This is a genomic window from Campylobacter sp. US42a, assembly GCF_004379055.1.
GTDB classification, from domain to species: Bacteria; Campylobacterota; Campylobacteria; order Campylobacterales; family Campylobacteraceae; genus Campylobacter_D; species Campylobacter_D jejuni.
Genome location: NZ_RYYK01000001.1, coordinates 1 through 24,588 on the forward strand (window position 1 = coordinate 1; position 24,588 = coordinate 24,588).

The 24,588-nt window shown below is 30.6% G+C and carries 26 protein-coding genes; 19 read left to right on the plus strand and 7 right to left on the minus strand.

From position 1 onward, the window contains the following. The 12 genes from ELQ10_RS00005 to ELQ10_RS00060 all read left to right on the plus strand — a co-directional run. Positions 1-94: DUF2972 domain-containing protein (locus tag ELQ10_RS00005; protein ID WP_134249990.1), on the plus strand; the 94-nt coding region annotated here is incomplete at its 5' end. A gap of 69 nt (positions 95-163) precedes the next feature. Then, a complete protein-coding gene (locus tag ELQ10_RS00010; protein WP_070244141.1) occupies positions 164-937 on the plus strand; it encodes a class I SAM-dependent methyltransferase in 774 nt (257 codons plus the stop codon). Positions 938-996: 59 nt separating this feature from the next. Then, complete coding sequence (locus ELQ10_RS00015) at positions 997-1,758, plus strand: class I SAM-dependent methyltransferase (RefSeq protein ID WP_070209821.1); 762 nt, start codon at positions 997-999, stop codon at positions 1,756-1,758. A gap of 31 nt (positions 1,759-1,789) precedes the next feature. Beyond that, positions 1,790-2,320: an adenylyl-sulfate kinase gene (locus tag ELQ10_RS00020; RefSeq protein ID WP_243833020.1), complete on the plus strand. Its 531-nt coding sequence runs from the start codon at positions 1,790-1,792 to the stop codon at positions 2,318-2,320. Between the two features lie 3 nt (positions 2,321-2,323). After that, complete coding sequence (gene aepX / locus ELQ10_RS00025; protein WP_186298583.1) at positions 2,324-3,646, plus strand: phosphoenolpyruvate mutase; 1,323 nt, start codon at positions 2,324-2,326, stop codon at positions 3,644-3,646. Beyond that, complete coding sequence (gene aepY / locus ELQ10_RS00030) at positions 3,646-4,842, plus strand: phosphonopyruvate decarboxylase (RefSeq protein WP_070209819.1); 1,197 nt, start codon at positions 3,646-3,648, stop codon at positions 4,840-4,842. Before aepX ends, aepY begins: the two co-directional genes overlap by 1 nt. Beyond that, a complete protein-coding gene (locus ELQ10_RS00035; protein WP_079860325.1) occupies positions 4,835-5,887 on the plus strand; it encodes a phosphonoacetaldehyde reductase in 1,053 nt (350 codons plus the stop codon). Before aepY ends, ELQ10_RS00035 begins: the two co-directional genes overlap by 8 nt. Positions 5,888-5,896: 9 nt before the next feature. After that, the gene (locus tag ELQ10_RS00040) at positions 5,897-7,966 is read left to right on the plus strand and encodes a capsular polysaccharide biosynthesis protein (RefSeq protein ID WP_134249991.1); all 2,070 of its coding nucleotides are present in this window, start codon (positions 5,897-5,899) and stop codon (positions 7,964-7,966) included. Next, on the plus strand, positions 7,963-9,147 hold the full coding sequence (kpsS, locus tag ELQ10_RS00045; protein WP_134249992.1) for a capsule polysaccharide modification protein KpsS: 1,185 nt from the start codon (positions 7,963-7,965) through the stop codon (positions 9,145-9,147). The genes ELQ10_RS00040 and kpsS overlap by 4 nt, the downstream gene beginning before the upstream one ends. 72 nt (positions 9,148-9,219) lie before the next feature. Beyond that, positions 9,220-10,341: a DUF829 domain-containing protein gene (locus ELQ10_RS00050; protein ID WP_134249993.1), complete on the plus strand. Its 1,122-nt coding sequence runs from the start codon at positions 9,220-9,222 to the stop codon at positions 10,339-10,341. Beyond that, positions 10,338-11,699, plus strand: coding sequence for a cytochrome P450 (locus tag ELQ10_RS00055; RefSeq protein ID WP_070284083.1), 1,362 nt, complete (start codon positions 10,338-10,340; stop codon positions 11,697-11,699). Before ELQ10_RS00050 ends, ELQ10_RS00055 begins: the two co-directional genes overlap by 4 nt. Continuing rightward, the gene (locus ELQ10_RS00060) at positions 11,696-12,115 is read left to right on the plus strand and encodes a hypothetical protein (RefSeq protein ID WP_002862076.1); all 420 of its coding nucleotides are present in this window, start codon (positions 11,696-11,698) and stop codon (positions 12,113-12,115) included. Before ELQ10_RS00055 ends, ELQ10_RS00060 begins: the two co-directional genes overlap by 4 nt. On the opposite strand, the gene acpS is transcribed toward ELQ10_RS00060, so the two are convergent. Both acpS and fliL read right to left on the minus strand, forming a co-directional pair. Continuing rightward, on the minus strand, positions 12,116-12,463 hold the full coding sequence (gene acpS, locus ELQ10_RS00065; RefSeq protein ID WP_002825806.1) for a holo-ACP synthase: 348 nt from the start codon (positions 12,461-12,463) through the stop codon (positions 12,116-12,118). It lies immediately after the preceding gene. Further along, complete coding sequence (gene fliL, locus ELQ10_RS00070; protein WP_002855429.1) at positions 12,463-12,999, minus strand: flagellar basal body-associated protein FliL; 537 nt, start codon at positions 12,997-12,999, stop codon at positions 12,463-12,465. Before fliL ends, acpS begins: the two co-directional genes overlap by 1 nt. A gap of 121 nt (positions 13,000-13,120) precedes the next feature. Here fliL and pgmL point away from each other — a divergent pair, with 121 nt between their 5' ends. After that, complete coding sequence (gene pgmL, locus ELQ10_RS00075) at positions 13,121-14,491, plus strand: phosphoglucosamine mutase PgmL (RefSeq protein ID WP_134249994.1); 1,371 nt, start codon at positions 13,121-13,123, stop codon at positions 14,489-14,491. A 47-nt stretch (positions 14,492-14,538) separates the two neighbouring features. Continuing rightward, positions 14,539-14,916 (plus strand): DUF1090 family protein, encoded by a 378-nt coding sequence (locus tag ELQ10_RS00080; RefSeq protein WP_002932559.1) that lies wholly within the window; start codon positions 14,539-14,541, stop codon positions 14,914-14,916. Between the two features lie 30 nt (positions 14,917-14,946). Here ELQ10_RS00080 and rsfS read toward each other — a convergent pair whose 3' ends face one another. Beyond that, positions 14,947-15,273 (minus strand): ribosome silencing factor, encoded by a 327-nt coding sequence (rsfS, locus tag ELQ10_RS08600; protein ID WP_002855339.1) that lies wholly within the window; start codon positions 15,271-15,273, stop codon positions 14,947-14,949. Positions 15,274-15,300: 27 nt separating this feature from the next. Beyond that, positions 15,301-15,846, minus strand: a complete 546-nt coding sequence (gene nadD, locus ELQ10_RS08605) for a nicotinate (nicotinamide) nucleotide adenylyltransferase (protein ID WP_070209812.1) — start codon at positions 15,844-15,846, stop codon at positions 15,301-15,303. Positions 15,847-15,905: 59 nt separating this feature from the next. On the opposite strand from nadD, the gene gap reads away from it, so the two are divergent. From gap to ELQ10_RS00110, 5 genes are read left to right on the plus strand one after another with little or no spacing between them, the layout of a single operon-like run. Further along, positions 15,906-16,904, plus strand: a complete 999-nt coding sequence (gene gap / locus ELQ10_RS00090; protein WP_134249995.1) for a type I glyceraldehyde-3-phosphate dehydrogenase — start codon at positions 15,906-15,908, stop codon at positions 16,902-16,904. A 2-nt stretch (positions 16,905-16,906) separates the two neighbouring features. Then, positions 16,907-18,109: a phosphoglycerate kinase gene (locus tag ELQ10_RS00095; protein WP_134249996.1), complete on the plus strand. Its 1,203-nt coding sequence runs from the start codon at positions 16,907-16,909 to the stop codon at positions 18,107-18,109. Next, the gene (locus ELQ10_RS00100) at positions 18,106-18,777 is read left to right on the plus strand and encodes a triose-phosphate isomerase (protein ID WP_070209810.1); all 672 of its coding nucleotides are present in this window, start codon (positions 18,106-18,108) and stop codon (positions 18,775-18,777) included. Before ELQ10_RS00095 ends, ELQ10_RS00100 begins: the two co-directional genes overlap by 4 nt. Positions 18,778-18,780: 3 nt before the next feature. Beyond that, positions 18,781-19,605: an enoyl-ACP reductase FabI gene (gene fabI, locus ELQ10_RS00105; RefSeq protein WP_002887956.1), complete on the plus strand. Its 825-nt coding sequence runs from the start codon at positions 18,781-18,783 to the stop codon at positions 19,603-19,605. 3 nt (positions 19,606-19,608) lie between these two features. Beyond that, complete coding sequence (locus ELQ10_RS00110) at positions 19,609-21,102, plus strand: hydrogenase small subunit (RefSeq protein WP_134249997.1); 1,494 nt, start codon at positions 19,609-19,611, stop codon at positions 21,100-21,102. On the opposite strand, the gene feoB is transcribed toward ELQ10_RS00110, so the two are convergent. The 3 genes from feoB to ELQ10_RS00125 form a co-directional block, all read right to left on the minus strand. After that, complete coding sequence (gene feoB, locus ELQ10_RS00115; RefSeq protein WP_134249998.1) at positions 21,099-22,940, minus strand: ferrous iron transport protein B; 1,842 nt, start codon at positions 22,938-22,940, stop codon at positions 21,099-21,101. The two genes, ELQ10_RS00110 and feoB, sit on opposite strands and share 4 nt — an antisense overlap. Next, on the minus strand, positions 22,937-23,161 hold the full coding sequence (locus ELQ10_RS00120) for a ferrous iron transport protein A (RefSeq protein ID WP_002779147.1): 225 nt from the start codon (positions 23,159-23,161) through the stop codon (positions 22,937-22,939). Before ELQ10_RS00120 ends, feoB begins: the two co-directional genes overlap by 4 nt. Positions 23,162-23,242: 81 nt before the next feature. Further along, complete coding sequence (locus ELQ10_RS00125; RefSeq protein WP_134249999.1) at positions 23,243-24,583, minus strand: MmgE/PrpD family protein; 1,341 nt, start codon at positions 24,581-24,583, stop codon at positions 23,243-23,245. Between the last annotated feature and the right edge of the window lie 5 nt (positions 24,584-24,588).

Sequence of the window (24,588 nt, forward strand, 5' to 3'; positions counted from 1 at the left end):
CAAACAACATCGTCCGGATATAGTAGCATCATGGAAATACTATCAAGAATTTGAAAAAATGTGTAAGGAGTTAGATGAAAATTATGTAGAATAAAATATTAAAATAAGATTTAAGAAATAAAATGTATAATAAATAATTAGAAATTAAAAAAAAGGATGTTAAATGAATCTTGGTGATTTTACAAATTTGGCAAAACACTATCATAATAGACCTGCTTATAATCCAATGTTGATTGAAAAGCTTATCAGATGTATTAATGATTCCAATAAAGCAACTAAAGACTTAAAGGTCATTGAAGTAGGTGCGGGTACTGGTAAATTTACAAAAATTCTTTCAGAGGAGTTTAAACTTGATGTTACGGCCATAGAACCCAATGATAACATGAGAGAAGAAGGAATTAAATTTACTCAAAATTGTTCGAATTTAATCTGGAAAAAAGGTAGTGGTGAAGAAACTGGAATTGAGAGTGATATCGCTGATTGGGTTATTATGGCTAGTTCTTTTCACTGGACAGATCCTAAAAAATCACTCCCTGAATTTAGTCGTATATTGACAGGGGGGGGGTATTTCACTGCGATTTGGAATCCTCGCCACATTGTAGAGGGCTCAGTTTTTGATGAAATCGAAAAGGAAATTAAGCATATTGTACCAGAGCTTACTCGTGTAAGCAGTGGATTGCAAAATACTAAAAAATGGGAAGAAATTCTTGTTTCAACAGGAGATTTCACAGACTGCTTTTTTATGGAGTGTGACTATAAAGAGTTTTGGGATAAAGAGCGTTATCTTGGGGCTTGGCATTCTGTAAATGATATACAAGCACAAGCTGGCGAAAAAAGATGGAAAGAAATTTTAGAAATGATAGAAGCTAAAATTTCTCATATGGAAAAAATCGAGATGTCTTACAAAATAAGAGCTTGGACTGCTAAGAAGGCATAATTTTCATAATTCTTTAGTTCGTCATTTTGTGTTGAAAATGACGAATAATAAGGAAAATTATGGAAAAATTAGTAGAAAATAAATGGGATTATACCGAACATGCAAAATTTTATAGCTATAGACCAAATTATACACCAAAAACTATAGATATGCTAATTAGTCTTATTGGAAAAAAAGATATTAAAGTGGCTGATATCGGTGCAGGAACTGGAAATTTAAGTATTATGCTTTTGGAAAGAGGATGTGAGGTGGTATCTGTAGAACCAAATGATGCGATGCGTGAAATTGGTATAAATAGAACAAGGGATAAAAATATTACTTGGATTCGTGCTGTGGCAAACAATACAACTTTAGAAAATGAAAGCTTTGATTGGGTGACTTTTGGAAGTAGTTTTGATGTGATTGATAGGAATGAGTCTTTGCAAGAAGCATATCGTTTATTAAAAAAAGATGCTTATTTCACTTGTATGTGGAATCATAGAGATTTAAATGATCCTATACAAAAAATAGCTGAAGACACTATCGTAGAATTTGTGCCAAATTACACAAGAGGGACAAGAAGGGAAGATCAAAGACCTATCATAGAGAGTCGCAAGGATCTTTTTGATAACATTGTTTATACTGAAGAGGATTTTTATTTTCATCAGAATATTGAAAATTATATCAATGCATGGAAAAGTGTCAAAAATAAATATTGGGATGTAGCAACAAAAGAAGGTGAAGAACTTTTGGGTAAAATTATGAGTAAAATTAAAGAAAGACTCCCAAAAGAATTTAGTATAAAATACACTACAAGAACTTGGAGTGCTAGAAAAATATAATTTTATTTTTATAAATTTAGGAGCATGAGAATTGATGAGTAATGGCAAAGTAATATGGATATCTGGATTGGCAGGTGCTGGAAAAACTACTATAAGTCAAGGCTTGTATAAAAAATTGAAAGAAAAATACCCTCATACAATTTTATTGGATGGGGATGTAATTAGGGAAATTTTGCAAGAGTACGGGTATTCTAGAGAGGCAAGATTGATGTCTGCTAAAAAAATTTCATCTTTATGCTCCTTTTTAGCAAAAAATGACATAATTGTTATCTGTGCGACTATATCTTTATTTGAAGAAATTTATTTACTTAATAGAAATACGATTGAAAATTATTTTGAAGTTTTTGTCGATTGTCCTATGGAGGAGCTTATTTTAAGAGATCAGAAGGGTTTGTATTCTGGTGCTTTAAAGGGTGAAATTAAAGATGTTGTAGGTGTTGATATAAAATATGCTAAACCAAATGCTCATTATATCATAGATAATAGTTCAAAGACTGATTTAGAAAAAAAAATTAATAATTTATATAATGAAGTTGAATTATTTTTTAATAAAGAAAGGTAAAAAATGAATAGTAATATCGTATATATAGCTATGTCTGCTGATCTGATACATCCTGGTCATATAAATATTATGAAATTAGCAAGAGAATACGCTAATAAGATTGAAGGTAAGGTTGTATTGGGTTTATTGACTGATTCTGCGATTGCTTCTTATAAACGACTTCCTTATATGAATTATGAGCAAAGAAAAATTATTGTTGAAAGTATAGGTTTTATTGATGAAGTGATACCTCAAAATACTTTGAGTTATGCTGATAATATTATTAAACTAAAACCCAAATTTGTGATTCATGGTGATGATTGGAAAGAAGGTCCTCAAAAAAGAGAAAGATCAAATGTTATTGCTTTGTTGAAAGAATTAGGTTGTGGAGAGCTGATAGAACCAAAATATACCCAAGGTATCAGTTCTACTGAACTTAATCAAAATGCAAAATCTCTAGGTATTACAACTAATGCTAGATTATCACTTTTAAGGCGTTTAATTAATGCTAAAAAACCTTTAAGAATTTTAGAAACGCATTCTGCAATTTCAGCATTGATTGCAGAAAACACTTTTGTTAGTAAAAATGGTACAAAAATAGAATTTGACGGTTTTTGGTCTAGTTCTTTAACTGATTCAACAAGTAGAGGAAAGCCTGATATTGAAGCGGTAGAATTATCAAGTAGGCTTAATACGGTTAATGAAATATTTGAGGTAACATCAAAACCTTTAATTTATGATGCTGATACGGGTGGGAAACTAGAACATTTTGTTTTTACTGTAAGAAGTTTAGAAAGAATAGGTGTTTCTGCTGTGATTATTGAAGATAAGATAGGATTGAAAAAGAATTCTTTGCTTGGAAATGATGTGATTCAAAATCAAGACAGTATTGAGGATTTTTGTAGTAAAATTCAAGCTGGAAAAAAAGCTCAAATAACGAACGAATTTATGATTATTGCTAGAATAGAATCTTTAATTTTAGATAAAGGTATGGATGATGCCTTGCAAAGAGCTTTTGCATATATTCAAGCGGGTGCAGATGGCATAATGATTCATTCTAGACATAAAGATGGAGATGAAATCATTGATTTTTTAAAACAATTTAGATTGAAAGATCAAGACACGCCTATTGTTGTTGTTCCTACTAGCTTTAATGAAATCAAAGCCAGTGATTTGGCTGCACATGGAGCTAATATAATTATATATGCTAATCATATGCTTCGCGCTTCTTTTGTTGCAATGCAAAATGTGGCAAAAGAAATTTTGGAAAATGATAGAAGTAAAGAATCTGAAAGCAAATGTATGAAAATTAATGAAATTCTAAATCTTATTCCAGGAACTGTCTAATGCTTAATATGGAATTTTTTGGAGAAGCTTTAAAAACAATTGGATGTTTTCAGTTTAGTGGAGTGCCTTGTTCGTATCTTTCTCCTATGATAAATTACGCTATTAATGAAAATTCTTTCATTATGTCTAATAATGAAGGAGATGCCATAGCTATTGCTACTGGTATAAGTTTAGCAAATATGGAAAAAAAAGATAATTTTGGAGTTGTTTTAATGCAAAATAGTGGATTAAGCAATGCACTATCCCCTCTTACTTCTTTAAATTATACTTTTGAAATTCCTATTTTAGGTTTTGTTTCTCTTAGAGGAGAAAGAGATGATCAAGATAGAAATACTGACGAGCCACAACATGAACTTTTAGGAACTATTACAGATCGTTTATTAGAAACTTGTAATATTACTTATGATTTTTTATCTCCAGACTATAATCAAGCTATTAGACAGTTGCAAATAGCTCATAAGCATTTAAAACAACAAAAATCTTATTTTTTTATAGTTAAAAATAATACTTTTGAAAAATGTTCTTTGAAAAATTTTAATATTCCCGTGAAGAATATAGGTAGAGAGATAATCCAGCAAGAGAATAGTTTAGCCGAATTTCAACCAAAAAGAATTGAAATTTTAGAATGTATTGCTAATTTTTCTTATAAAAATAATATTGCATTATTTGCAACTACAGGAAAAACAGGTAGAGAATTGTACGAAATTCGAGATACGGAAAATCAATTATATATGGTAGGATCAATGGGATGTGTAAGTTCCTTAGCTTTAGGTGTATCCTTGCAAAATTCAAAAAAAATCATTGCAATAGATGGAGATTCTGCTTTGCTAATGAGAATGGGAGCATTAACTACAAATGCATATTATACCAAGAATAATAACAAAGGGAATTTTTGTCATATATTATTAGACAATGAAAGTCATGATAGCACTGGGGGACAGTTTAATCTTTCGCCATTTATAAATTTTCCACAAATAGCGCATTTTTGTGGTTATGAAAAAATATTTATAATAAATTCATTGGATGATTTAATACAAGCACTTGATTTTTTTATTGCTCGTAAGGAAGGTGGAGCTGTATTTATCTATGTTAAAATTTTAAAAGGCAGTAAAGAAAAACTAGGAAGACCTAAAATTACTCCTAAAGAAGTTGCATTGAGAATAGCACAATTTTTAAACAGGAAGAGTGATGAGTGATTTTAGATATTATAATCCGGTTAAAATTAATTTTAATGTATCATATGAGCATATTATAGACAGTTTAAAGACAGACTCTATTTTATTGCTTACTTCAAAAAGTTTTTATAAAAAAGGATTGACCAAAATTTTAGAGGATAAGCTCGGCGATCGTTTAGAAGGCGTAATTTATGATATTTTACCCAACCCTGAAATTAATTATGCTGAACTAATTAAAAAAGATTATAGAAATTATAAAGAAATTATAGCTTTTGGTGGTGGTAGTGTTTTGGATATGGCCAAGTATTTTAGCGTATCAGGAGATGTTATTAGAAATGGTGGAAATTTGGATATAAGTAATTCGTGTTCATTTATACCTATTTTCGCTATTCCAACTACTGCAGGTACAAGTAGCGAGCTTACTAAATGGGCTACATTATGGGATACTCCTAATAATATTAAATTTTCATTATCTGATGAAAATTTATATTGTAAAGAAGCTTTTTATGATCCAAATTTATTTTTAAACATTCCAAGAGAGCTGACTATATATACGGCTTTAGATGCTCTTTCTCATTCTATAGAATCAATTTGGAATAAAAATTCTAATGCTATATCTGCAAATCATGCAATTAAGGCTATAGAATTGATTTTAGAATATTTACCAAGGTTGCAAAATGATTTAAATTCTAAAGAATTACGTTTGAAAATTATTTTAGCAAGTATTTATGCAGGTTTAGCTTTTTCAAATACTCAAACAGCATTAGCCCACGCCATTAGTTATCCAATAACCATGAAATTAGGTATATCTCATGGATTAGCATGTAGTTTTACAATTCCTATTTTATTACAATGCATTGATGATGTAAAAATAAATAAGCTTTTATCTATATATAAGGAAAAAATTATTTCTTTATTTCATATTTTAAATATTTCTACAAATTTAAAGAGTTATGGAATAACTAAACAGTTTATTGAAGATATTTTTGATAATTTAAATTCTAGAGCAAAAAATGGGATGTTTGATCTTGAATTAACCAAGAAAAAGTTTTTATCTTTGTGCTAAATAATAAATATGAGTAGTTACTCAACATCAAAAAAACTTATTGCTAATGCTAGAAATTTTTATACTATTTCTTTGTATAAGAAAAATTTAAAAATCAAAAAAGATGATCTTTTCTTCGGCTGGGGACGCAAAAAATCAGGTTTAAAAGCTATGAATTTGGCAAAAAAACATAAGGCTAAATTCATACTTTTAGAAGATGGTTTTATCCGCTCATTAAACTTAGGGGTTGAAAATAGTCCAAGTTTTTCTATGGTTAAAGATGATATAGGCATTTATTATGATGCAACAATGCCTTCAAAGCTTGAAAATCTTTTAAATACTTATGAATTTAAAGATGAAGAAATCAAGCAAGCTAAAAAAGCTATAGAGCTTATCAAAAAATATAAAATTAGCAAGTATAATAATAATCTCGATATCCCAGATAATTATTTTCAAAAAGATGAAAAACGCGTTTTAATCATCACTCAAACGGCCAGTGATGCCTCGCTTGAATTTGGGCTTGCTAAAGATTTTAAAACTCTTGATATGATAAAAGATGCCATAAAAGAAAATCCTGATTCTAAAATTTATATAAAAATCCATCCAGATGTTTTAAGTGGTAAAAAACAAAGTGATTTAGATTTAAATTCCTTACCTAAAGAATGTATTTTAATCACTGAAAATTTTAATCCCATAGCCTTGCTTGAGTTTTTTGATAAGGTTTATACCAAAACTTCTGGTATGGGTTTTGAAGCTTTGATGCAAGAATGTGAGTGTATTTGTTATGGCATGCCTTTTTATGCGGGCTGGGGTCTAACAAAAGATAAATTAGAGTGTAAAAGAAGGATGCAAAAAAGAAGTTTAGAAGAAGTTTTCTATGCTGCTTATATACTTTATAGCGAGTATTTTAATCCTTATTTAAATCAAAAAAGTGATATTTTTGATACTATCAAAACTTTAGTAAAATATAAAGATATAGAAAAAGCAAATTCTAATAGGCTTTTTATGCTAGGCTTTACCCTATGGAAAAGGCATTTTATCAAGCCTTTTTTTAAGGCTAAAAACAATGAAATCATTTTTTTAAATTCTTTAAAATCTTTAGCTAGGTATAAACTTAAAGAAAATGATAAATTTTTCATTTGGGGTAAAAGGATAGATTATAATACTCTTAAAAGTATTCTTATAAAAAAAACACAAGATGAGAATTTGCTTCATTTTACTCCTAAAATTTCTTTAGTTGAAGATGGATTTATCCGCTCAATCTCTTTAGGTTCTGATCTTACGCGCCCTTTTTCTTTAATCGTTGATGATAAAGGACTTTACATAGATCCAAATAAACCAAGTAAACTAGAAGAGCTTTTGCAAAACGAAATTTTTGATGAAAATATGCTAAATAGAGCAAAAAATATTATAAAAATCTTACTTGAGAACCGCTTTTCAAAATATAATGGCTTAAAGCATGAAAATTTAAAAATCAATGCCAAAACAGGGCAAAAAATTATTTTAATCCCTGCTCAAGTTGAAGATGATGCTTCGATGATTTTAGGGGGTTTTGGCTTATCTACTCTTGATTTACTTAAGGAGGTGCGTTCTAAAAATCAAGATGCTTATATCATCTTTAAACCCCATCCTGATGTGTTAAGCGGCAACCGTGTAGGTTTAAAAGATGAAACACTCATCTTGGAATTTTGTGATAAGATTGTAAAAGATTGCAGTATTGATAGTGCTATAAAAATTGCTGATGAAATTCACACTATTACTTCTACAAGTGGTTTTGATGCTCTTTTAAGAGCTAAAAAAGTTTTTACTTATGGTATGCCTTTTTATGCGGGCTGGGGTTTAACAAAAGATAAATATAGATGCGAAAGAAGAACAAGAAAACTAAGCCTAGAAGAGCTTGTAGCAGGTGCTTTGATAGCATATCCAAGATATATAAATCCTAAAACAAAAACTTTATGTGAAATTGAAGTTTGTTTAGATATAATGCTAAATTTACAAAAAGCTTATTTTTCAAAAAAATATATAAAATTGACAATAGATTTTAAAACTTTTATGCTTAGAAAAATAAGAAGATTTTATGAATTTTTAGCAAAGAAATGAGATTTAGCACTAAAATTAAAAAAGAATTTAGCGGTAAAAATGTTTTACTCTTGCAAGGGCCTGTGGGAAATTTTTTTCATCATCTTGCAATAAGAATGGAAAAAAAACAAACCAAAGTTTTTAAACTCAATTTTAACGGTGGAGATTTTTTTTTCTATCCTAGTGGAACGAGGTGTAAGTGCGATGAAAAAGATCTTGAAAATTTCTATAGAGATTTTTTTCAAAGCAAAAAAATCGATGCTATTTTAATGTATAATGATTGTCGTATTATCCATGCTAAGGCTATTAAAGTGGCTAAAGAATTAGGAATTGAAATATGGATTTTTGAAGAAGGATATTTAAGGCCTTATTGTATTACTTTGGAAAAAGATGGGGTGAATGCAAATTCTTCTTTACCGCGTGATAAAAATTTTTATCTTTCTCAAAATATTTTTACCAAAGAAATCATAAAAGAAATTCCAGGTGGATTTAAATTTATGGCTTTTGATGCTTTTTTGTATTGGTTGTTTGCTTTTATTTTGGCTCCATTTTTTAACAACAAACTTCATCATCGTGCTTTATATCCTTTTGAATTTTTATTTTGGTTTAGATCATTGTATAGAAAGTATCTTTATAAGATTACAGAAAAAAAACTAAATGAAAAGATTTATAATTTAGAAAAAAAGTACTTTTTGGCGATTTTACAAGTTTATAGCGATACGCAAATTAAATATCATTACAAAAAAAGCATAGAGCACTTTATAGAGGAAACCATACTTTCTTTTGCAAATCATGCAAGAGCTAAATCTTATCTAGTTTTTAAACACCATCCCATGGATAGGGGTTATAAGAATTATTCTAAACTTATAAATGATTTAAGTCAAAAATATCATGTAGAGGGAAGGGTTTTATATGTTCATGATACCCACTTGCCAGTTCTTTTAAGAAAGGCTTTAGGTTGTATTACTATAAATTCAACAGTAGGCCTTAGTGCTATTTTAGAAGGCTGTCCGACTAAGGTTTGTGGCAATGCTTTTTATGATTTTGAAGGCTTATCTTATCCAAAAAAACTTCAATTTTTTTGGCGTGAAGCTCATGCTTATAAACCTAATCCTGTTTTGGTGTGTAATTTTAAGAAATACCTTTTACAAACTAATCAATTCAACGGCAATTTTTATAAAAATTTCTTTTTAGACAAATAAGACTAAAAAGCTTTGATTAAGAGAGCTTTTAAAGCAAAGTTGTTATAATTAAAAGTAAAAAGAAATTATTGTATGGATAGGGAAGTATTTTATATAGCAGGATATGATCCTAAAAGTTATAGATTTTATTATGATTTATTTAAAAAAAACCTAAAAGATTATTCTCATGCTTTTAACATTAAGACTGATATAAGTAAAATTGAAAAAAATGAGCAATTTCCTTTTTTTCAAATTTCGTGCGAAGGAGTACAAACTAAATATCATTTTTTAACATGGAATGATATTGTTAAGAAAAATTGGTCGGAAAATTACAAAGATGCCTTAGCGGATTGTTATAGTTTTTTTAGAATTTATACTATCACAGGACTTTTTATCAAATTTGGTAAAGAGTCGATTTATCAACTTATCACAGGTTATTATCCTTTTTTTTATGTGTTATTTTCTTTACTATTTTCTTTGGTTTTAGCTTTTGGAAGTTTTGCTTTTTTGCAAAATTATATGCATTTTTCTTTAGCTATCATCATAGGATGTTTTTTAGGATTTTTACTAAATCATTTTTTATTTAAATTAGGCAAGAAATTAGCTGTATTTTGGATAGCAAGAATTTGTGCTTTTTGTGCTACTTGGCAAGATAAAAAAACAGGCATTATGCAAGAAAGAATCAAGCTTTTTGCAAATGTTATAGTGGAGAAGCTAAAACAAAACGAAAGTAAACAAGATTATGAGCTTATTTTAGTAGCGCATAGTGTTGGAACTATAGTTTGCATAGAAGTTTTGGAGTGTATTTTAAGACAAAATTTAGATTTATCTTTACTTCGTAAATTAAAAATTCTTACTTTAGGAGAATGCATACCTTTAGTGAGTTATCAAAAAAAAGCAGATGAATTTAGAAAGAAGCTTGAATTTGTTTCAAGGTTTGATTTAAAATGGTATGATTACACATCGATTATTGATGGAGCATGTTTTCCTCAAGTGGATTTTTTCCGCACGAGTGGTGTAAATGCTAAATTTACACCCCCATTTTTAAGTGCTAAATTTCACACTTTATATGAAAAACATGAGTATAAAAAAATAAAAAGAGATAAAAACAAAGCGCACTTTTTATATCTTTATAGTATTAGTGTTAAAGGTGATTATGATTTTTTTTCTTTCATCATAATGCCTAAATTTTTAGAAGAAAAGGTAAAAATATGAGTGAATGTCCCTTTTTTCCAAAACCTTATAAAAATAAGGCTTCTACACTTTTAACTTTTTTGTTAAAGCGTAGATCTTGGCTTGATGGGCTTTATGAGCGTAGTTATAAAATGCAAACAGGCTATGTGAAGATGCCAAATTTTGATCTTTATGTTATAAATGACACTAAAGAAGTTAAAAGAATGATGGTTGATGAGGTTAGAGAATTTCCTAAAAGTGCATTTTTGCATGAGCTTTTAAGTCCACTTTTAGGGGAGAGTATTTTTACTACAAATGGTGAAGTTTGGAAAAAGCAAAGAGAGCTTTTGCGTCCAAGTTTTGAAATGACTCGTATCAATAAAGTGTTTAATCTTATGAGTGAAGCTGTGGCAGATATGATGGATCGTTTTAGTAAGTATCCAAATCATGCTGTTATTGAAGTAGATGAAGCTATGACTTTTATTACCGCTGATGTGATTTTTCGCACCATTATGTCTTCAAAACTCGATGAGGAAAAAGGTAAAAAAATCTTAAATGCCTTTGTGACTTTTCAAGAGCAAAGTGTGCATACAGCCATGCGTCGTATGTTTCGTTTTCCAAAATGGCTTTCTTATGTTTTAGGAGATTGTAAGCGTGCTAAGGCTGGAGATGTGATCAGACAGGTTTTAAGTGACATCATAAAGCCAAGATATGATATGACGGATAATGCAGAATTTGAAGATATTTTAGGATCTTTGCTTTTAGTAGTGGATGCGGATACGAATAAGCGTTTTTCTTTTGAGGAAATTTTAGATCAAGTGGCTATGCTTTTTTTAGCAGGACATGAAACCACAGCAAGTTCTTTGACATGGACACTTTATTTGCTTAGTCTTTATCCTAAGGAGCAAGAAAAAGCTTATGAGGAGATTACTCAGGTTTTACAGGGTGGAGCCATTGAAATTTCGCATCTAAGACAGTTTAAATACTTAACAAATATTTTTAAAGAATCTTTAAGGCTTTATCCTCCTGTTGGATTTTTTGCAAGAGAGGCAAAAAAAGATACCCAAGTTAGAGATAAGCTTATTAAAAAAGGTTCTGGGGTGGTGATTGCTCCTTGGCTGATACACAGACATGAAGAATTTTGGACAAATCCGCATGGATTTAATCCTTCTCGTTTTGAAGGAGAATACAAAAAAGATGCTTATTTGCCTTTTGGGGTAGGGGAGAGAATTTGTATAGGACAAGGTTTTGCTATGCAAGAAGCGATTTTGATTTTGGCTAATATTTTAAAAACTTACAAACTAGAACTTGAAGAAGGTTTTGTACCTGATGTAGTAGGGCGTTTAACAGTGCGTTCGGCTAATGGTATGAGGATAAAATTTAGCAAAAGAGAGCTATGAAAAGAGTTAGAACTAAAATTCGTGCCAATTTTCGTCGTCGTGTAAAACGCACCTTAAAAGGAAGCTTAAAAGAAAAATTAGCAGGTACTATTCTGCTTTGTGCAATAGTACCTTTAGCAGTTTTAGGATATCTTTTTATTGTGATTATAGGAACTTTTTTTAATACCGCACGAGCAAGACAGGGTGTTAGAGCTTTAGATCATTTTGTAAATGCAAGCTTGTTTAATGGCTATGCTTGGGAGAGTGTTTCTTCTCATGCGTGGCGTGAAAGAAATCGCAAAAAATGGGCAAGGATTGTTATAAAAATCACAGATTTTTTTCAAAAAGATCATTGTAAAAGAGCAAATAAAAGAGAACAACCTGTGGTGGATTTCATACTTTCAAGAAATTTAGACAAGCAAACTATAGGAAAATAATCAAACTATAGCCACTATGGCTATAGCAAAACCATTATCATGAGAAATGCTTAGGGAAGTTTGAGTGATATTAAAATCTTTTGTAATTTTTTGAGAATATTTTAATTTAGGCGCGTTTTTTTCATCTTTTGATATTTCAATATCAAAAAAACTGCATAATTCACAAATTCCAACACCCAAAGCCTTGCTAGCGGCTTCTTTAGCAGCCCAAAGGCCTGCTAGAGTTGCTGGATTTTTAATGAGTATTTGTTCTTTTGGGCTTAGAAATTTATCCAAAAAATTTTTACCATGTCTAGAATGAATTTTTTCTATCCTAGAAATGGCGATGATATCACAGCCTACACGCATTAAGAAACTACAAAATCCGTAAAATAAACATTTTTAATAAAGCCATCGGTTAAAATTTCATTGATTTTTCCAACTAGCTCATCTTTTAAACGTTCTTTGCCTTTTTGTGTACTTACTTCTTCAAAAGTTTTAGCTGTTAATGTACGAATAATAATATCACGAATCACTGGAACTTTTTTGTCAAGCTCAGGTTTTAAAAGTTCGCTATTTTGTTCTAATTCTATAGTGCATTTTACATATCTTGAGCCACTATCGCTAAGTAAATTTAGGGTAAAAGGATCAAGTGGATACATAGGACCTATATTAGCAAAATCACTACCTCGTTGAGTAGGGGCTGAAACCTTAGGTTTATCGGCTTTTGCCTCTTCTTTTGGAGCTTCTTTGACTTCACTTTCATCACTTGAACTGCTTGAAATAAGCCAAGCAATCACTCCCATAATACTAAGAAGTAAAACAAAAAGTAAAATAACAATAATAATTACAAGTGAACCGCCTTTTTTCTTTTTCGTTTCTTCGTTTTCTAATTCTTCATCCATAAATTTTCCTTCATTTAGTGAAATTAATGTAAAATTGTAGCAAAAATTTCTTTTCTATCCAAATTTGCTTTAGAAAAACGATAAATTTAGGTCAAAGAAGAGATAAATTTGAAGGAAAAAAATGTTAGATGTGATTTTTAGAGAATATGATATAAGAGGACTTTATGGCAAAGAACTGAATGAAAAAAGTGTTAAGGCTATAGGTTTTTGCTTAGGACAAACCATGCTAAATAAAGGCTGTAAAAATGTAAGTGTGGGCTATGATGCAAGATATAGTGCAAATGAACTTTTTAATTATCTAGTGAGTGGACTTAACAAAGCGGGAATAAAAATCTATGATATAGGGCTTGTACCAACTCCATTGGGATATTTTAGTCTTTATGAGGGCTTGAAATTTGATGCAAATGTTATGATAACAGGCTCTCATAACCCAAAAGATTATAATGGTTTTAAAATCACTATCAATAAAGAAAGTTTTTTTGGCGTGGAATTAAAAGAGTTTTCAGAAGAAGTTTATAAGCATTTAGATGATGAGATTGAGGAAAATTTAGAAGTAGAAAAATACGATATTTTAAGCCTTTATGTGAAATTTATGTGCGAGCAATTTAGTTTTTTAAAGGATTTTAATTATAAATTTGGTGTTGATTGCACAAATGGTGCGGCTGGAGTAGTGATAGAGCCTTTAATCAAAGCTTTAAATTTAAAAGCTCATGTAATGTTTGCAGAGCCTGATGGACAGTTTCCAAACCACGCTCCAGATCCTACAGAAGAAGAAAACTTAAGTGCGATTAGAGAGTTTTTAAATCAAAATCAAGATTATTCTTTAGCTTTTGCTTTTGATGGGGATGCTGATAGAATGGTTGCTTTGAGTAAAACTCATGTATTTTGTGGGGATGAGCTTTGTTATTTGTTTGCTAAAAATATTCCTAATCCACGCATTTTAGGTGAGGTAAAATGTTCTAAAAATCTTTTTGATGAAGTGGCTAAATTTGGAACTATTTTTATGGGAAAAACAGGACATTCTAATATCAAAAAAATGATGAAAGAAAAAGATATTGATTTAGCTGCTGAAGTGAGTGGACATATTTTCTTTAAACATAGATATTTTGGTTATGATGATGGAATTTACGCATTTTTAAGAGCCTTAGAACTTGTTTATAAAGGTTTTGATTTAGAAAGTATGATTAAAGCTTTACCAAAACTTTATACTACACCTGAAATTAAAATTCCTATAAATGAAGAAGAAAAATTTAAACTTGTGGAAGAATTTCAAAAAGAGATTGAAAAAGGAGCTTTAAAAGGTGTTAAAAGTCTTTGTGAAATTGATGGAGCTAGGATAGATTTTGGCGATGGATGGGCTTTGCTTCGTGCATCTAACACCAGCCCTTATCTTATCACACGCTTTGAAGCAACTTCTTTAGAAAGAGCAAAAGAGCTTGAAAGTATGGTATTTGCTTTATTTGATGATATAAAAGCTAGGCTTAAGAATTGATGAGATAATATTTCGCGATTTAAATTTATTTTAAAAAGGAATTAAAAATGAAAAAAATACTTGTTCTACTTTCGTTGTGTGCCTTTGCTTTTGGTGCAAGTGAATGTGATAGAAAAATCGATCGTATCAATAAAGAAATCAGTTTTTCTAAAGCGCATAATGATACAGCTAGAACCTTAAGCTTAGAGCTTGCTTTAAAACAAGTACAAAATGATTGTGCTAAAGATCCTATGTTTTATGATAAAAAGTTAGAAGCTAAAAAACTTAAAGAACAAGAAGTGGAAAAAATCGAAAAAGAACTTGATGCTTTAAAAGAACAAAAAGATTATATGAGTAAGGCTGAGTATAAAGCTAAAAAAGAAGCTTTAAAAGAACAAAAAGAGAAAATCAAAAAAGAAATTAAAGAATATATTGATAATCTCTAAAAATTAAAAGGCTAATTAAATTTAGTCTTTTTAAACCCTACCTTTTTTAAGATTTTCTAATAATTCTTCTATATTATAAATTCCTCTGTGTTCTGGTGTTAAAAGATGGATTAAAATATCGCCAAGATCAATCACGCTCCATTCTTCACTACTATCTATGTTTAAAAATTCCTCACCTTTGGCTTTAAGTTGTGTTTTAAGCTCATCGATTAAAGATAGAGCGTGTCTTTCTCCTAAAGTAGCTGCGATAATGACATATTTTACAAAGTATTCTTGCTCGCTCATGTCAATGGTTTTGATATCTTCAGCTTTTTTTTCATCTAAAATTTTAACGATTAAATCTATTCTTTCTTGCATTATTGTCCTTTAATTTTTGAAATTGTATCAATTTTTTTGTAATTTTTCATAATATTTTTTTACTTCATCTTTAATTTCTTCGCAAACTTCATTTGTATTTAAGGTATTGCGTATAAAAGAAGATGCGATTTTTTTATCGGTTTTTAAATCTTTGAAATTCTTAGGAATTTCTATATCATTGCGATTGGCAATAACAAATTCTACTAAAGAATTAAGTTTTTCAAAATCATGCCAAAGATGAAGTTTTTCTAAATGATCTGCGCCGATTAAAAGATAAAATTTACTAGGATTATAAAGCTTATAAAGATACTTAACACTTTCTATGCTAGGAACAGGGCGTTTTTGCTTGGTTTCAAAATCACAAATTTCAACTTTTGGAAAATGTCCCCAAAGTTTTTTAACCCATAAGAATCTTTGCTTTTCATCAGCACTAAAGTTTTGTTTAAAAGGGTTGATATAAGTAGGCATAATAATAAGTTTATCAATATCTAATTTTTCCAAAGCCTCTAAAACAACGCTATTGTGTCCATTATGTGGTGGATCAAAACTGCCACCAAAAAGTGCTATCTTCATTAAAATTTTAACCTTTTTTTTGTAGAATATTAGCATTATATTTTGCAAAAGGAAATTAAATGGCTGTAAAAGTTGCTATAAATGGTTTTGGACGCATAGGCAGATGTGTTGCAAGAATCATCTTAGAAAGAAATGATATTGAGCTTGTGGCGATAAATGATACTACGGATGTTGAACTTACAAAATACCTTTTTAAATACGATACAGTACATGGTGAATTTAAAGGTAGTGTTGATAGTGAAGGCGATGATTTAGTGGTAAATGGTAAAAAAATCAAAGTATTTAAAAGTCGCAATGTAAAAGATCTTGACTTTGCAAAACACGGCGCACAAATTGTTTTAGAGTGCACAGGAGCGCATTTAACTATGGCAAAATGTCAAGAATTTATAGATATGGGAGTACAAAAAGTGATCATGAGTGCTCCTGCAAAAGATGATACTCCTACTTATGTTTTAGGAGTAAATTCAGAACTTTACAAGGGTGAAAGCATTATTTCTAATGCAAGTTGTACAACAAATTGTTTAGGTCCTGTTTGTCGTGTTTTACAAGATAATTTTGGCATAGAAAAAGGACTTATGACAACAATACATGCTTATACAAATGGACAAAGTATTATTGATGCTAAAGCTAAAGATAAACGCCGTTCTCGTGCTGCAGCACAAAATATCATTCCAACTTCTACAGGCGCAGCAAAAGCTATGAAACTTGTTATGCCTGAACTTAATGGCAAGCTTCACGGACAAAGTATGCGTGTGCCAGTGATTGATGTATCAAGCGTGGATTTAACTGCACAACTAAGTCGTAAAGTCAGCAAAGATGAAATCAATGAAGCTTTTAGAAAAGCTGCAACTACAAATTTAAAAGGCATTTTAATGGTGGATGATGATGAAAGAGTTTCAAGCGATTTTATCACTTGTTCTTATGGAGCAATTGTGGCAAGTGATTTAACTCAAGTGATTGCGGATGATTTTATCAAGGTAATTGCTTGGTATGATAATGAATGGGGCTATTCAAGTCGTCTAGTAGATATGGCAGTATATATTGCAAATAAGGCTTAATCATGAGTGATATTATTTCTATAAAAGATATTGATTTAGCTAAGAAAAAAGTTTTTATAAGATGTGATTTTAATGTTCCTCAAGATGATTTTTTAAATATCACTGATGATAGACGCATAAGATCAGCTATTCCTACGATAAGATATTGTTTGGATAATGGTTGTAGTGTGATTTTAGCCTCTCATTTAGGGCGTCCAAAAGAAATTAGCTCTAAATATTCTTTAGAACCTGTGGCTAAGCGTCTTGCTAGACTTTTAGATAAAGAAATTATTATGGCAAAAGATGTTATCGGCGAAGATGCAAAAACCAAAGCTATGAATTTAAAAGCGGGTGAAATTTTACTTCTTGAAAATTTGCGTTTTGAAAAAGGCGAAACTAAAAATGATGAAAATTTAGCCAAAGAACTTGCTTCTATGGTTCAAGTTTATATCAATGATGCTTTTGGAGTATGCCATAGAGCACATTCTAGCGTGGAGGCTATTACTAAATTTTTTGATGAAAAACACAAAGGCGCAGGATTTTTACTCCAAAAAGAAATTGATTTTGCAAGCAATCTTATCAAACATCCAGCACGTCCTTTTGTCGCTGTTGTTGGAGGTTCAAAGGTAAGTGGAAAACTTCAAGCATTGACAAATTTATTACCAAAGGTAGATAAATTAATCATAGGCGGAGGTATGGCATTTACTTTTTTAAAAGCTTTAGGTTATGATATAGGAAATTCACTTTTAGAAGAAGAACTTTTAGAAGAAGCTAATAAAATTCTTACCAAGGGTAAAAATTTAGGAGTGAAAATTTATCTTCCAGTAGACGTTGTAGCCGCTCCTGCGTGCTCACAAGATGCGCCGATGAAATTTGCTCCAGCGCAAGAAATTCCAAATGGTTGGATGGGTTTAGATATAGGACCTGCAAGTGTGAGACTTTTTAAAGAGGTGATTTCTGATGCGCAAACGATTTGGTGGAATGGACCTATGGGTGTTTTTGAGATTGACAAATTTTCAAAAGGCAGTATTAAAATGAGTCATTATATCAGCGAAGGACATGCAACTTCTGTTGTTGGAGGCGGTGATACGGCTGATGTGGTTGCGCGTGCAGGTGATGCAGATGAGATGACTTTTATTTCTACTGGAGGTGGTGCTTCTCTTGAACTTATAGAGGGTAAAGAACTTCCAGGTGTAAAAGCTTTAAGATCTAAGGAAAATGAATGATCTTTGCTGCAAATTTAAAATGCAATCACACAAGGGCAAGCTTTAAAATTTATGCTGAAATTTTAAATAAAACTATGGGGGCAAAATGCGATGATATTATCGTTTTTCCACCTAGCGTAGCATTTTTAGAAAATGAAAATAACTTCATACAAGGAGCACAAAATTTTTATCCTTGTGTTAATGGCGCTTTTACAGGCGAGCTTGGAAAAGAACATTTGGACGAATTTGGGATCAAATGTGTTTTAATCGGGCATTCTGAAAGAAGAGCTTTAGGAGATGAAGAATTTATTAAGGCTAAATTTGATTTTGCTAAAGAGCATGGTTACAAAATTATTTTTTGTATAGGTGAAAATTTAGATACAAAAAATTCAGGCAAGACTTTAGAGTTTTTAAAAAAACAACTTGAAATTATTGATTTAAATTATGAAAAACTCATCATCGCTTATGAGCCTATTTATTCTATAGGAACGGGAGTGAGCGCACAAACTACAGATATTGCTAAAGTGCTTGAATTTTTAGCGAGTTTAACTAAGGCGCCTTTACTTTATGGTGGAAGTGTGAATGAAAATAATATTAAAGAAATTTTAAGTGTAAATCATTGTGGCGGAGTTTTGATAGGCTCTGCAGCTTTAAAAGTAGAAAATTTTATAAAATTAATCAAAGGATAAAAGATGATTATGAAAGGTAAAAAAGGTCTTATTGTAGGGGTTGCAAATAATAAATCTATCGCTTATGGCATAGCAAAAGCATGTTTTGATCAAGGAGCCCAGCTCGCTTTTACTTTTTTGAATGATGCTTTAAAAAAACGCGTAGAACCTATAGCGCAAGAGTTTAATTCTAATTTTGTTTATGAGCTTGATGTAAATAATAACGAGCATTTAGATTCTATCGCTGAAAAAATCAAAAAAGATTTAGGCGAGATTGATTTTGTAGTGCATGCGGTTGCTTTTGCTCCAAAAGAAGCTTTAGAAAATTCTTTTTTAGAAACTTCAAAAGAAGCTTTTGATATAGCTATGCAAACTTCTGTGTATTCTTTACTTTCTTTAACGCGTGCAGTTTTACCTATTTTAAAAGATAAGGGTTCGATTTTGACTTTAAGTTATCTTGGAGGGGTTAAATATGTGCCTCATTATAATGTTATGGGTGTAGCAAAAGCTGCACTTGAAAGTTCTGTGCGTTATTTGGCAAGAGATTTAGGGGTAAAAGGAATCCGTGTTAATGCTATTTCAGCAGGTCCTATTAAAACTTTGGCAGCAAGTGGAATAGGGGATTTTAGAATGATTTTAAAATACAATGAAATCAATTCTCCTTTAAAACGCAATGTTAGTATAGAAGATGTAGGAAATTCGGCTATGTATTTACTTAGCGATTTGGCAAATGGTGTTACAGGTGAAATACATTATGTCGATGCAGGATATAACATCATGGGTATGGGTGATGTTGAAAAAAATGAAGAAGGGCAAACTGTTCTTTGTTGGGATAATCAAAAAGGATAAAAAATGGCAAAGCTTAGCAATGAAGAATTAAAAAATATACTTGAAGATCGCATTAAAAAACTTGAAAATTCTACTTTAAAAGAGGATAAGGTTATTAATGAAGAAAGTGTAAAAATTCTTGCTAGGCATTTATCTTTAGGCAATGAAATTCCAGCTCTTGCTCAAAGATTTTTTCAAATCGCACCTAAGACAAAGTTAGTATGGCTTCATCTTTGTGAATGTACAGGGTGTAGTGAGAGTTTGTTGCGTTCTGAGTTGCCAAGTTTTGATGAGCTTATTTTTGATTTTTTTTCTTTAGAATATCATGAAACTTTAATGGCAGCAAATGGCACTAAGGCTGAAGAACTTTTAGAGCATGTTTTAGAAGAAGATTTTATTTTAGCGGTTGAAGGTGGTGTTGCAGCCATTGATACCTTTTTTCTTACTATAGGAGCACAAGGAGAGAGTGGCTATGAAATTTTAGAAAAACTAGCTGCTAAAGCCAAGGCTATCTTTGCAGTGGGTACTTGTTCAAGTTATGGTGGTATTCAGGCTGCTTATCCAAATCCTAGTAAAACTTGTGGTATTAGTGAAGTTTTAAGTCAAAAAGTAGTAAATATCCCAGGTTGTCCTCCAAGTGATGCAAATATCATTGTGACTTTAAGTTTTTTTGCTTTATTTGGAGTTTTGCCTGAACTTGATGAGCAAAATCGTCCTGTGTGGGCTTATGGTAAATGTTTGCATGATATGTGTGAAAGAAAGGCGAAATTTGAAAGTGGGATTTTTGCTGAACATTTTGACGATGAGGCTGCAAAGAATGGAGCTTGTTTATTTAAGATAGGTTGTAAAGGACCTTATACTTACAATAACTGCCCTAAAGTGAAATTTAATGCTAAAACTTCTTGGCCAGTGGCTGCAGGACATGGTTGTATAGCCTGTAGTGAGAAAAATTTTTGGGATGAGTTTGGGAATTATGAAAAGCCTATGGCAAATATTTTTTCTTACGCTAAACTTTGTAATGAAGAGTTAAAACAAGAATTTTTTCTAGAAGAGCAAATTAAAATTTTAGAACAAATAGATTTTGAATTTGAAAGCAATATAAAACTTATTTTACAAAATATAGCTAAAAATAAATTAGGTGCTTTGCTTGTAGAAAATTATAAAAAATCCTTTGAAAAAAACTATACTTTTATAGAGCAAAATTTTGATGAAAATCCTATGCCTTCAAAAGATTTTTGGAAATATCTTGAAATAAGCTTTATTTTAGTTAAAGGAGAGTTTTTAAAAGATAAGAATGATTTTTTAATTGCGGCAAAAAATTATGCTTTTAAACATGCAAGTCCTTATGATTTTAAGTTAAATATGAACGCTGAAAAACCAAAGCTTGATGTGAGTAAATCTTTTCGTATGACTTTAATCTATCTTTGCGGTGGGCTTGATTTTGAAGGTATTGCTTATAGCATTTTAAAAGCTTTTGAAGATAATATTACTAAAATTTCATCATTAAAAGCAAGTTAGTTTAATAAAATTTTAGCAATATGAAGTCCTATAAAAGCTACTATATAAGCACTTGTGCAGGTAAAAAGAAAGAGAAAGAGAGTATATTTTAGCTTTCCACTTTCTTTTGAAAAAACTATAGTTGCTGCAAAGCAAGGATTATAAATCATTACAAATAAAATAAAAGCCACTGCACTTGGTATAGGTATATTTTTAGCGATAATTCCTTTTAAATCATTATTTGTTTCATCTACATCTTTTCCTAGTGAATAAAGCACTCCCATAGTTGAAATCATCACTTCTTTAGCAGCCAAACCACTGATTAAAGATACGCTTAATTTCCAATCTAACTCAAGGGGTTGAAAAATAGGTTCTATGCTTTTGCCAAATTGTCCTAAATAACTTTGTTCTATAGCTCTTTCTTGAGCATTAAAATCATTTAAATTTTCTTCACTTTTTGGAAAATTGCTAGCAAACCATATGAGCAAAGAGGCCAAAAGTATGAAAGTTCCTGCTTTTTTAAGATACATTTTGGCTTTATTATAAACCATAAACCAAACTAAATGCCAATTTGGCATACGATATTTTGGCATTTCCATAACAAAAGGTTCATCAAGTCCACGAAATGCTGTCATTCTTAAAAATTTTGCAGCACAAAGTCCTAAAATCGCACCTAAAATATAAATTCCAAAAAGATAATTTCCTGCTTTTTCACTTGGAAAAAAAGCACCGATAAAAAGCACATATACAGGAAGTCTTGCCCCACAACTCATAAAATTGATCACAAAAAGAGTTAAAAGTCTATCTCTTTTGTTCTTAAGAGTGCGTGTAGCCATAAAAGCAGGTACTGAACAACCAAAACCAGTGATTAGTGGAATAAAACTTTTACCATGCAAACCAAATTTATGTAAAATCCCATCAAGTAAAAAAGCTACTCTTGACATATAGCCTGTGGTTTCTAAAAGAGCTATGCCTAAAAATAAAATCATTATATTAGGCAAAAAAAGTATCACAGCACCAACACCTGCGATAATCCCATCAGCCAAAGCTGAAGCGATAAAGGTATTAGAAATATTGTTTTTAACAAATTCACCTAAGGCATTAAAGCCTGATTCTATATAATCCATAGGAATTTGTCCTAAGCTAAAGGTGAGTTGAAATAAAAGCCACATTAAAAATAAAAATATAGGTAAGCCAAAGAATTTATGGATAAGTAAAGCATCGATTTTTTTGGTTAAATTTCTTTCTTCTTTTTTGTGTGTAATAATTTTTTTTGAAAGTTCATTAATAAAATATAATAAATCTTCTTTTTCTGGACTTTTTTCGCAAAGCGGAGTGTAAAATTGAGATCTTGGAATAAATTTACTTTCAAATAAAATAATAATTTTTTGCAGCAAAAGTTCTAAATTTTCTTTTGTTTTTGCTGAAATTTCAACAACTTGACTTTGAAATTCTTGGCTTAAAACAGAAGTGTCAAGCTCTATACCTTCTTTTTTGGCTTCATCACACATATTTAAAGCTAAAAGCATTTTTTTATTAAGGCTTAAAAGTTCTGCACTAAGGATAAGATTACGTTCTAAATTGGTAGCATCTAAAACATTAACAATAACATCATAGTCATTTTGATTTAAAAAATGACGTGTGATTTTTTCTTCTTCGCTATATCCATCTAAAGAATAAGTTCCTGGCAAATCAATGACTTCAAATTCATAGTTTTTATAAAAAGTTTTTGCGCTTGCTTTTTCTATAGTAACTCCGCTAAAATTTCCTACTTTCATATTGGCTTTGCAAAGCGCATTAATAAGAAGACTTTTGCCTACATTAGGCTGACCTACAAGGGCTATCTTGATTTTTTTCATATAAGATTCACTTCTATGGTTTTAGCTTCATCAGATCTTAGGATAACACAACTTGTATCAAGTTCTACCATTATGGTGGCATTTTTTAAAGAGGAGTGAATTTTTTTCAAGTTTTTATTTTTAATAAATCCAAAGCTTAAAAGTCTATTTTTGAGTTCTTTGTGAGCGTTTAAATTGACAATAATAGCCTTTTGTCCATCTTTTAACTCGTTTAAAGTCATTGTAATTCCTAAATTAATAATAAATATTATAATAAAAAAGTGTAATGAAATTATCCTTCTTGTAAAAAGAAGGATAAATATTTAAAAAGAAAAGTGGTTTAAATTTTCTAGATTGATGATTTGATCTAGAATTTTGTTAGCTTTAGCATTATCAAGGTAAATTTGTGCATTGGCTAAAAATTTAGCTTTTAATTCTTCAAAACTTAGTGGATTATCAAAATTACCTTTATTGATAAAAACATCTTTTTGGATTATGCGTCCATCTTGCAAACTGGCTTCTAAATGCCCTGGAAAATATTTTGGAAAGCCTTGAGATTTCCTTTTTTCGTAACTGATTTTTTTAGCAAATTCTAGTACTTCTTCACGCTTTAAATTTTCATAAGAATCAAGAGTGATTTTGCCATCAAAGAATCCTAGAGCCATTAAAAAAGGCATGGAAAATTTAGCTTCATAAGCACTATTTGGAGTGTATTTTGCTTCCAAAGGATCACAGATAAAAGAAATAGGAACTTCATCTACAAAACAATGAATACTTTTAATTTCATCAGCTTTTAAACCATCATTTTTTAAAGCAATAGCACAATCAATAAGCCCATGAGCAAAATGACAACTTGGATAAGGCTTGATTGAAACTTGCATGGTTTGCCAAATTTCACCTAAGGCTTTGCCAAGTTCTGTTTTATCGCATTCTTCTTCTATGCCAAAACATTTAAAGATATTATCCCTACCTTCAAAAATACTCAAAGGTCCACTCATATTGTTTTTAGCAAAATGAGCTACCATAATGCCGTTTTTAATAGCATTGGCAATATGTAAAACTTTTGAATTAGATCCATTGGATAAAAACTCATTAACCCCACTTGCAAAACTTCCTGCAAGTCCTAAAGCATTGATGATTTGTTCTTTGTTAAGATCTAGCAAGATTGCACTTGCACTCACGCTTCCAAAAATTCCTGCAATAGCAGTAGTATGAAAACCACGCTTATGAAAAGTACCTTTGCTTGCAATGCCTACTCTAGCTGCAATTTCCCAGCCTATTATAAAAGCTTTGATGATTTTTTTCGCATCTTTGCTAACATGAAAACCATAACTTAAACAAAGTGGAGTTAAAATCGCACTTGCATGCAAAATCGCTTCTGTATGCGTATCGTCAAAATCTAACGCATGAGAAGCAATGCCATCTAGCATGGCTGCGTATATAGGATCTAATTTTTGATCATTTACCCAAATAGGAGTATTTTTTTCTGTGCTTGAATTTTCAAAAGCTTTAAAAGCATTTAAAACACATTCTTCTTTGCTTGCTGCTATAGCTGTTCCAAGGCTATCAAGCATAAGCTCTTTAGCCCTTTGAACAACTGTATTAGGGATATTTTCATATTTAAGATTGAAAATAAAATCCGCTAAAATTTCACTATAGAACATGATTT

Excerpts from the sequence above, each read along its gene's own strand:
- ELQ10_RS00010 (WP_070244141.1), top strand. The coding sequence starts at position 164 with ATGAATCTTGGTGATTTTACAAATTTGGCAAAACACTATCATAATAGA.
- ELQ10_RS00015 (WP_070209821.1), top strand. The coding sequence starts at position 997 with ATGGAAAAATTAGTAGAAAATAAATGGGATTATACCGAACATGCAAAA.
- aepX (WP_186298583.1), top strand. The coding sequence starts at position 2,324 with ATGAATAGTAATATCGTATATATAGCTATGTCTGCTGATCTGATACAT.
- aepY (WP_070209819.1), top strand. The coding sequence starts at position 3,646 with ATGCTTAATATGGAATTTTTTGGAGAAGCTTTAAAAACAATTGGATGT.
- ELQ10_RS00035 (WP_079860325.1), top strand. The coding sequence starts at position 4,835 with ATGAGTGATTTTAGATATTATAATCCGGTTAAAATTAATTTTAATGTA.
- ELQ10_RS00040 (WP_134249991.1), top strand. The coding sequence starts at position 5,897 with ATGAGTAGTTACTCAACATCAAAAAAACTTATTGCTAATGCTAGAAAT.
- kpsS (WP_134249992.1), top strand. The coding sequence starts at position 7,963 with ATGAGATTTAGCACTAAAATTAAAAAAGAATTTAGCGGTAAAAATGTT.
- ELQ10_RS00050 (WP_134249993.1), top strand. The coding sequence starts at position 9,220 with ATGGATAGGGAAGTATTTTATATAGCAGGATATGATCCTAAAAGTTAT.
- ELQ10_RS00055 (WP_070284083.1), top strand. The coding sequence starts at position 10,338 with ATGAGTGAATGTCCCTTTTTTCCAAAACCTTATAAAAATAAGGCTTCT.
- ELQ10_RS00060 (WP_002862076.1), top strand. The coding sequence starts at position 11,696 with ATGAAAAGAGTTAGAACTAAAATTCGTGCCAATTTTCGTCGTCGTGTA.
- acpS (WP_002825806.1), bottom strand. The coding sequence starts at position 12,463 with ATGCGTGTAGGCTGTGATATCATCGCCATTTCTAGGATAGAAAAAATT.
- fliL (WP_002855429.1), bottom strand. The coding sequence starts at position 12,999 with ATGGATGAAGAATTAGAAAACGAAGAAACGAAAAAGAAAAAAGGCGGT.
- pgmL (WP_134249994.1), top strand. The coding sequence starts at position 13,121 with ATGTTAGATGTGATTTTTAGAGAATATGATATAAGAGGACTTTATGGC.
- ELQ10_RS00080 (WP_002932559.1), top strand. The coding sequence starts at position 14,539 with ATGAAAAAAATACTTGTTCTACTTTCGTTGTGTGCCTTTGCTTTTGGT.
- rsfS (WP_002855339.1), bottom strand. The coding sequence starts at position 15,273 with ATGCAAGAAAGAATAGATTTAATCGTTAAAATTTTAGATGAAAAAAAA.
- nadD (WP_070209812.1), bottom strand. The coding sequence starts at position 15,846 with ATGAAGATAGCACTTTTTGGTGGCAGTTTTGATCCACCACATAATGGA.
- gap (WP_134249995.1), top strand. The coding sequence starts at position 15,906 with ATGGCTGTAAAAGTTGCTATAAATGGTTTTGGACGCATAGGCAGATGT.
- ELQ10_RS00095 (WP_134249996.1), top strand. The coding sequence starts at position 16,907 with ATGAGTGATATTATTTCTATAAAAGATATTGATTTAGCTAAGAAAAAA.
- ELQ10_RS00100 (WP_070209810.1), top strand. The coding sequence starts at position 18,106 with ATGATCTTTGCTGCAAATTTAAAATGCAATCACACAAGGGCAAGCTTT.
- fabI (WP_002887956.1), top strand. The coding sequence starts at position 18,781 with ATGATTATGAAAGGTAAAAAAGGTCTTATTGTAGGGGTTGCAAATAAT.
- ELQ10_RS00110 (WP_134249997.1), top strand. The coding sequence starts at position 19,609 with ATGGCAAAGCTTAGCAATGAAGAATTAAAAAATATACTTGAAGATCGC.
- feoB (WP_134249998.1), bottom strand. The coding sequence starts at position 22,940 with ATGAAAAAAATCAAGATAGCCCTTGTAGGTCAGCCTAATGTAGGCAAA.
- ELQ10_RS00120 (WP_002779147.1), bottom strand. The coding sequence starts at position 23,161 with ATGACTTTAAACGAGTTAAAAGATGGACAAAAGGCTATTATTGTCAAT.
- ELQ10_RS00125 (WP_134249999.1), bottom strand. The coding sequence starts at position 24,583 with ATGTTCTATAGTGAAATTTTAGCGGATTTTATTTTCAATCTTAAATAT.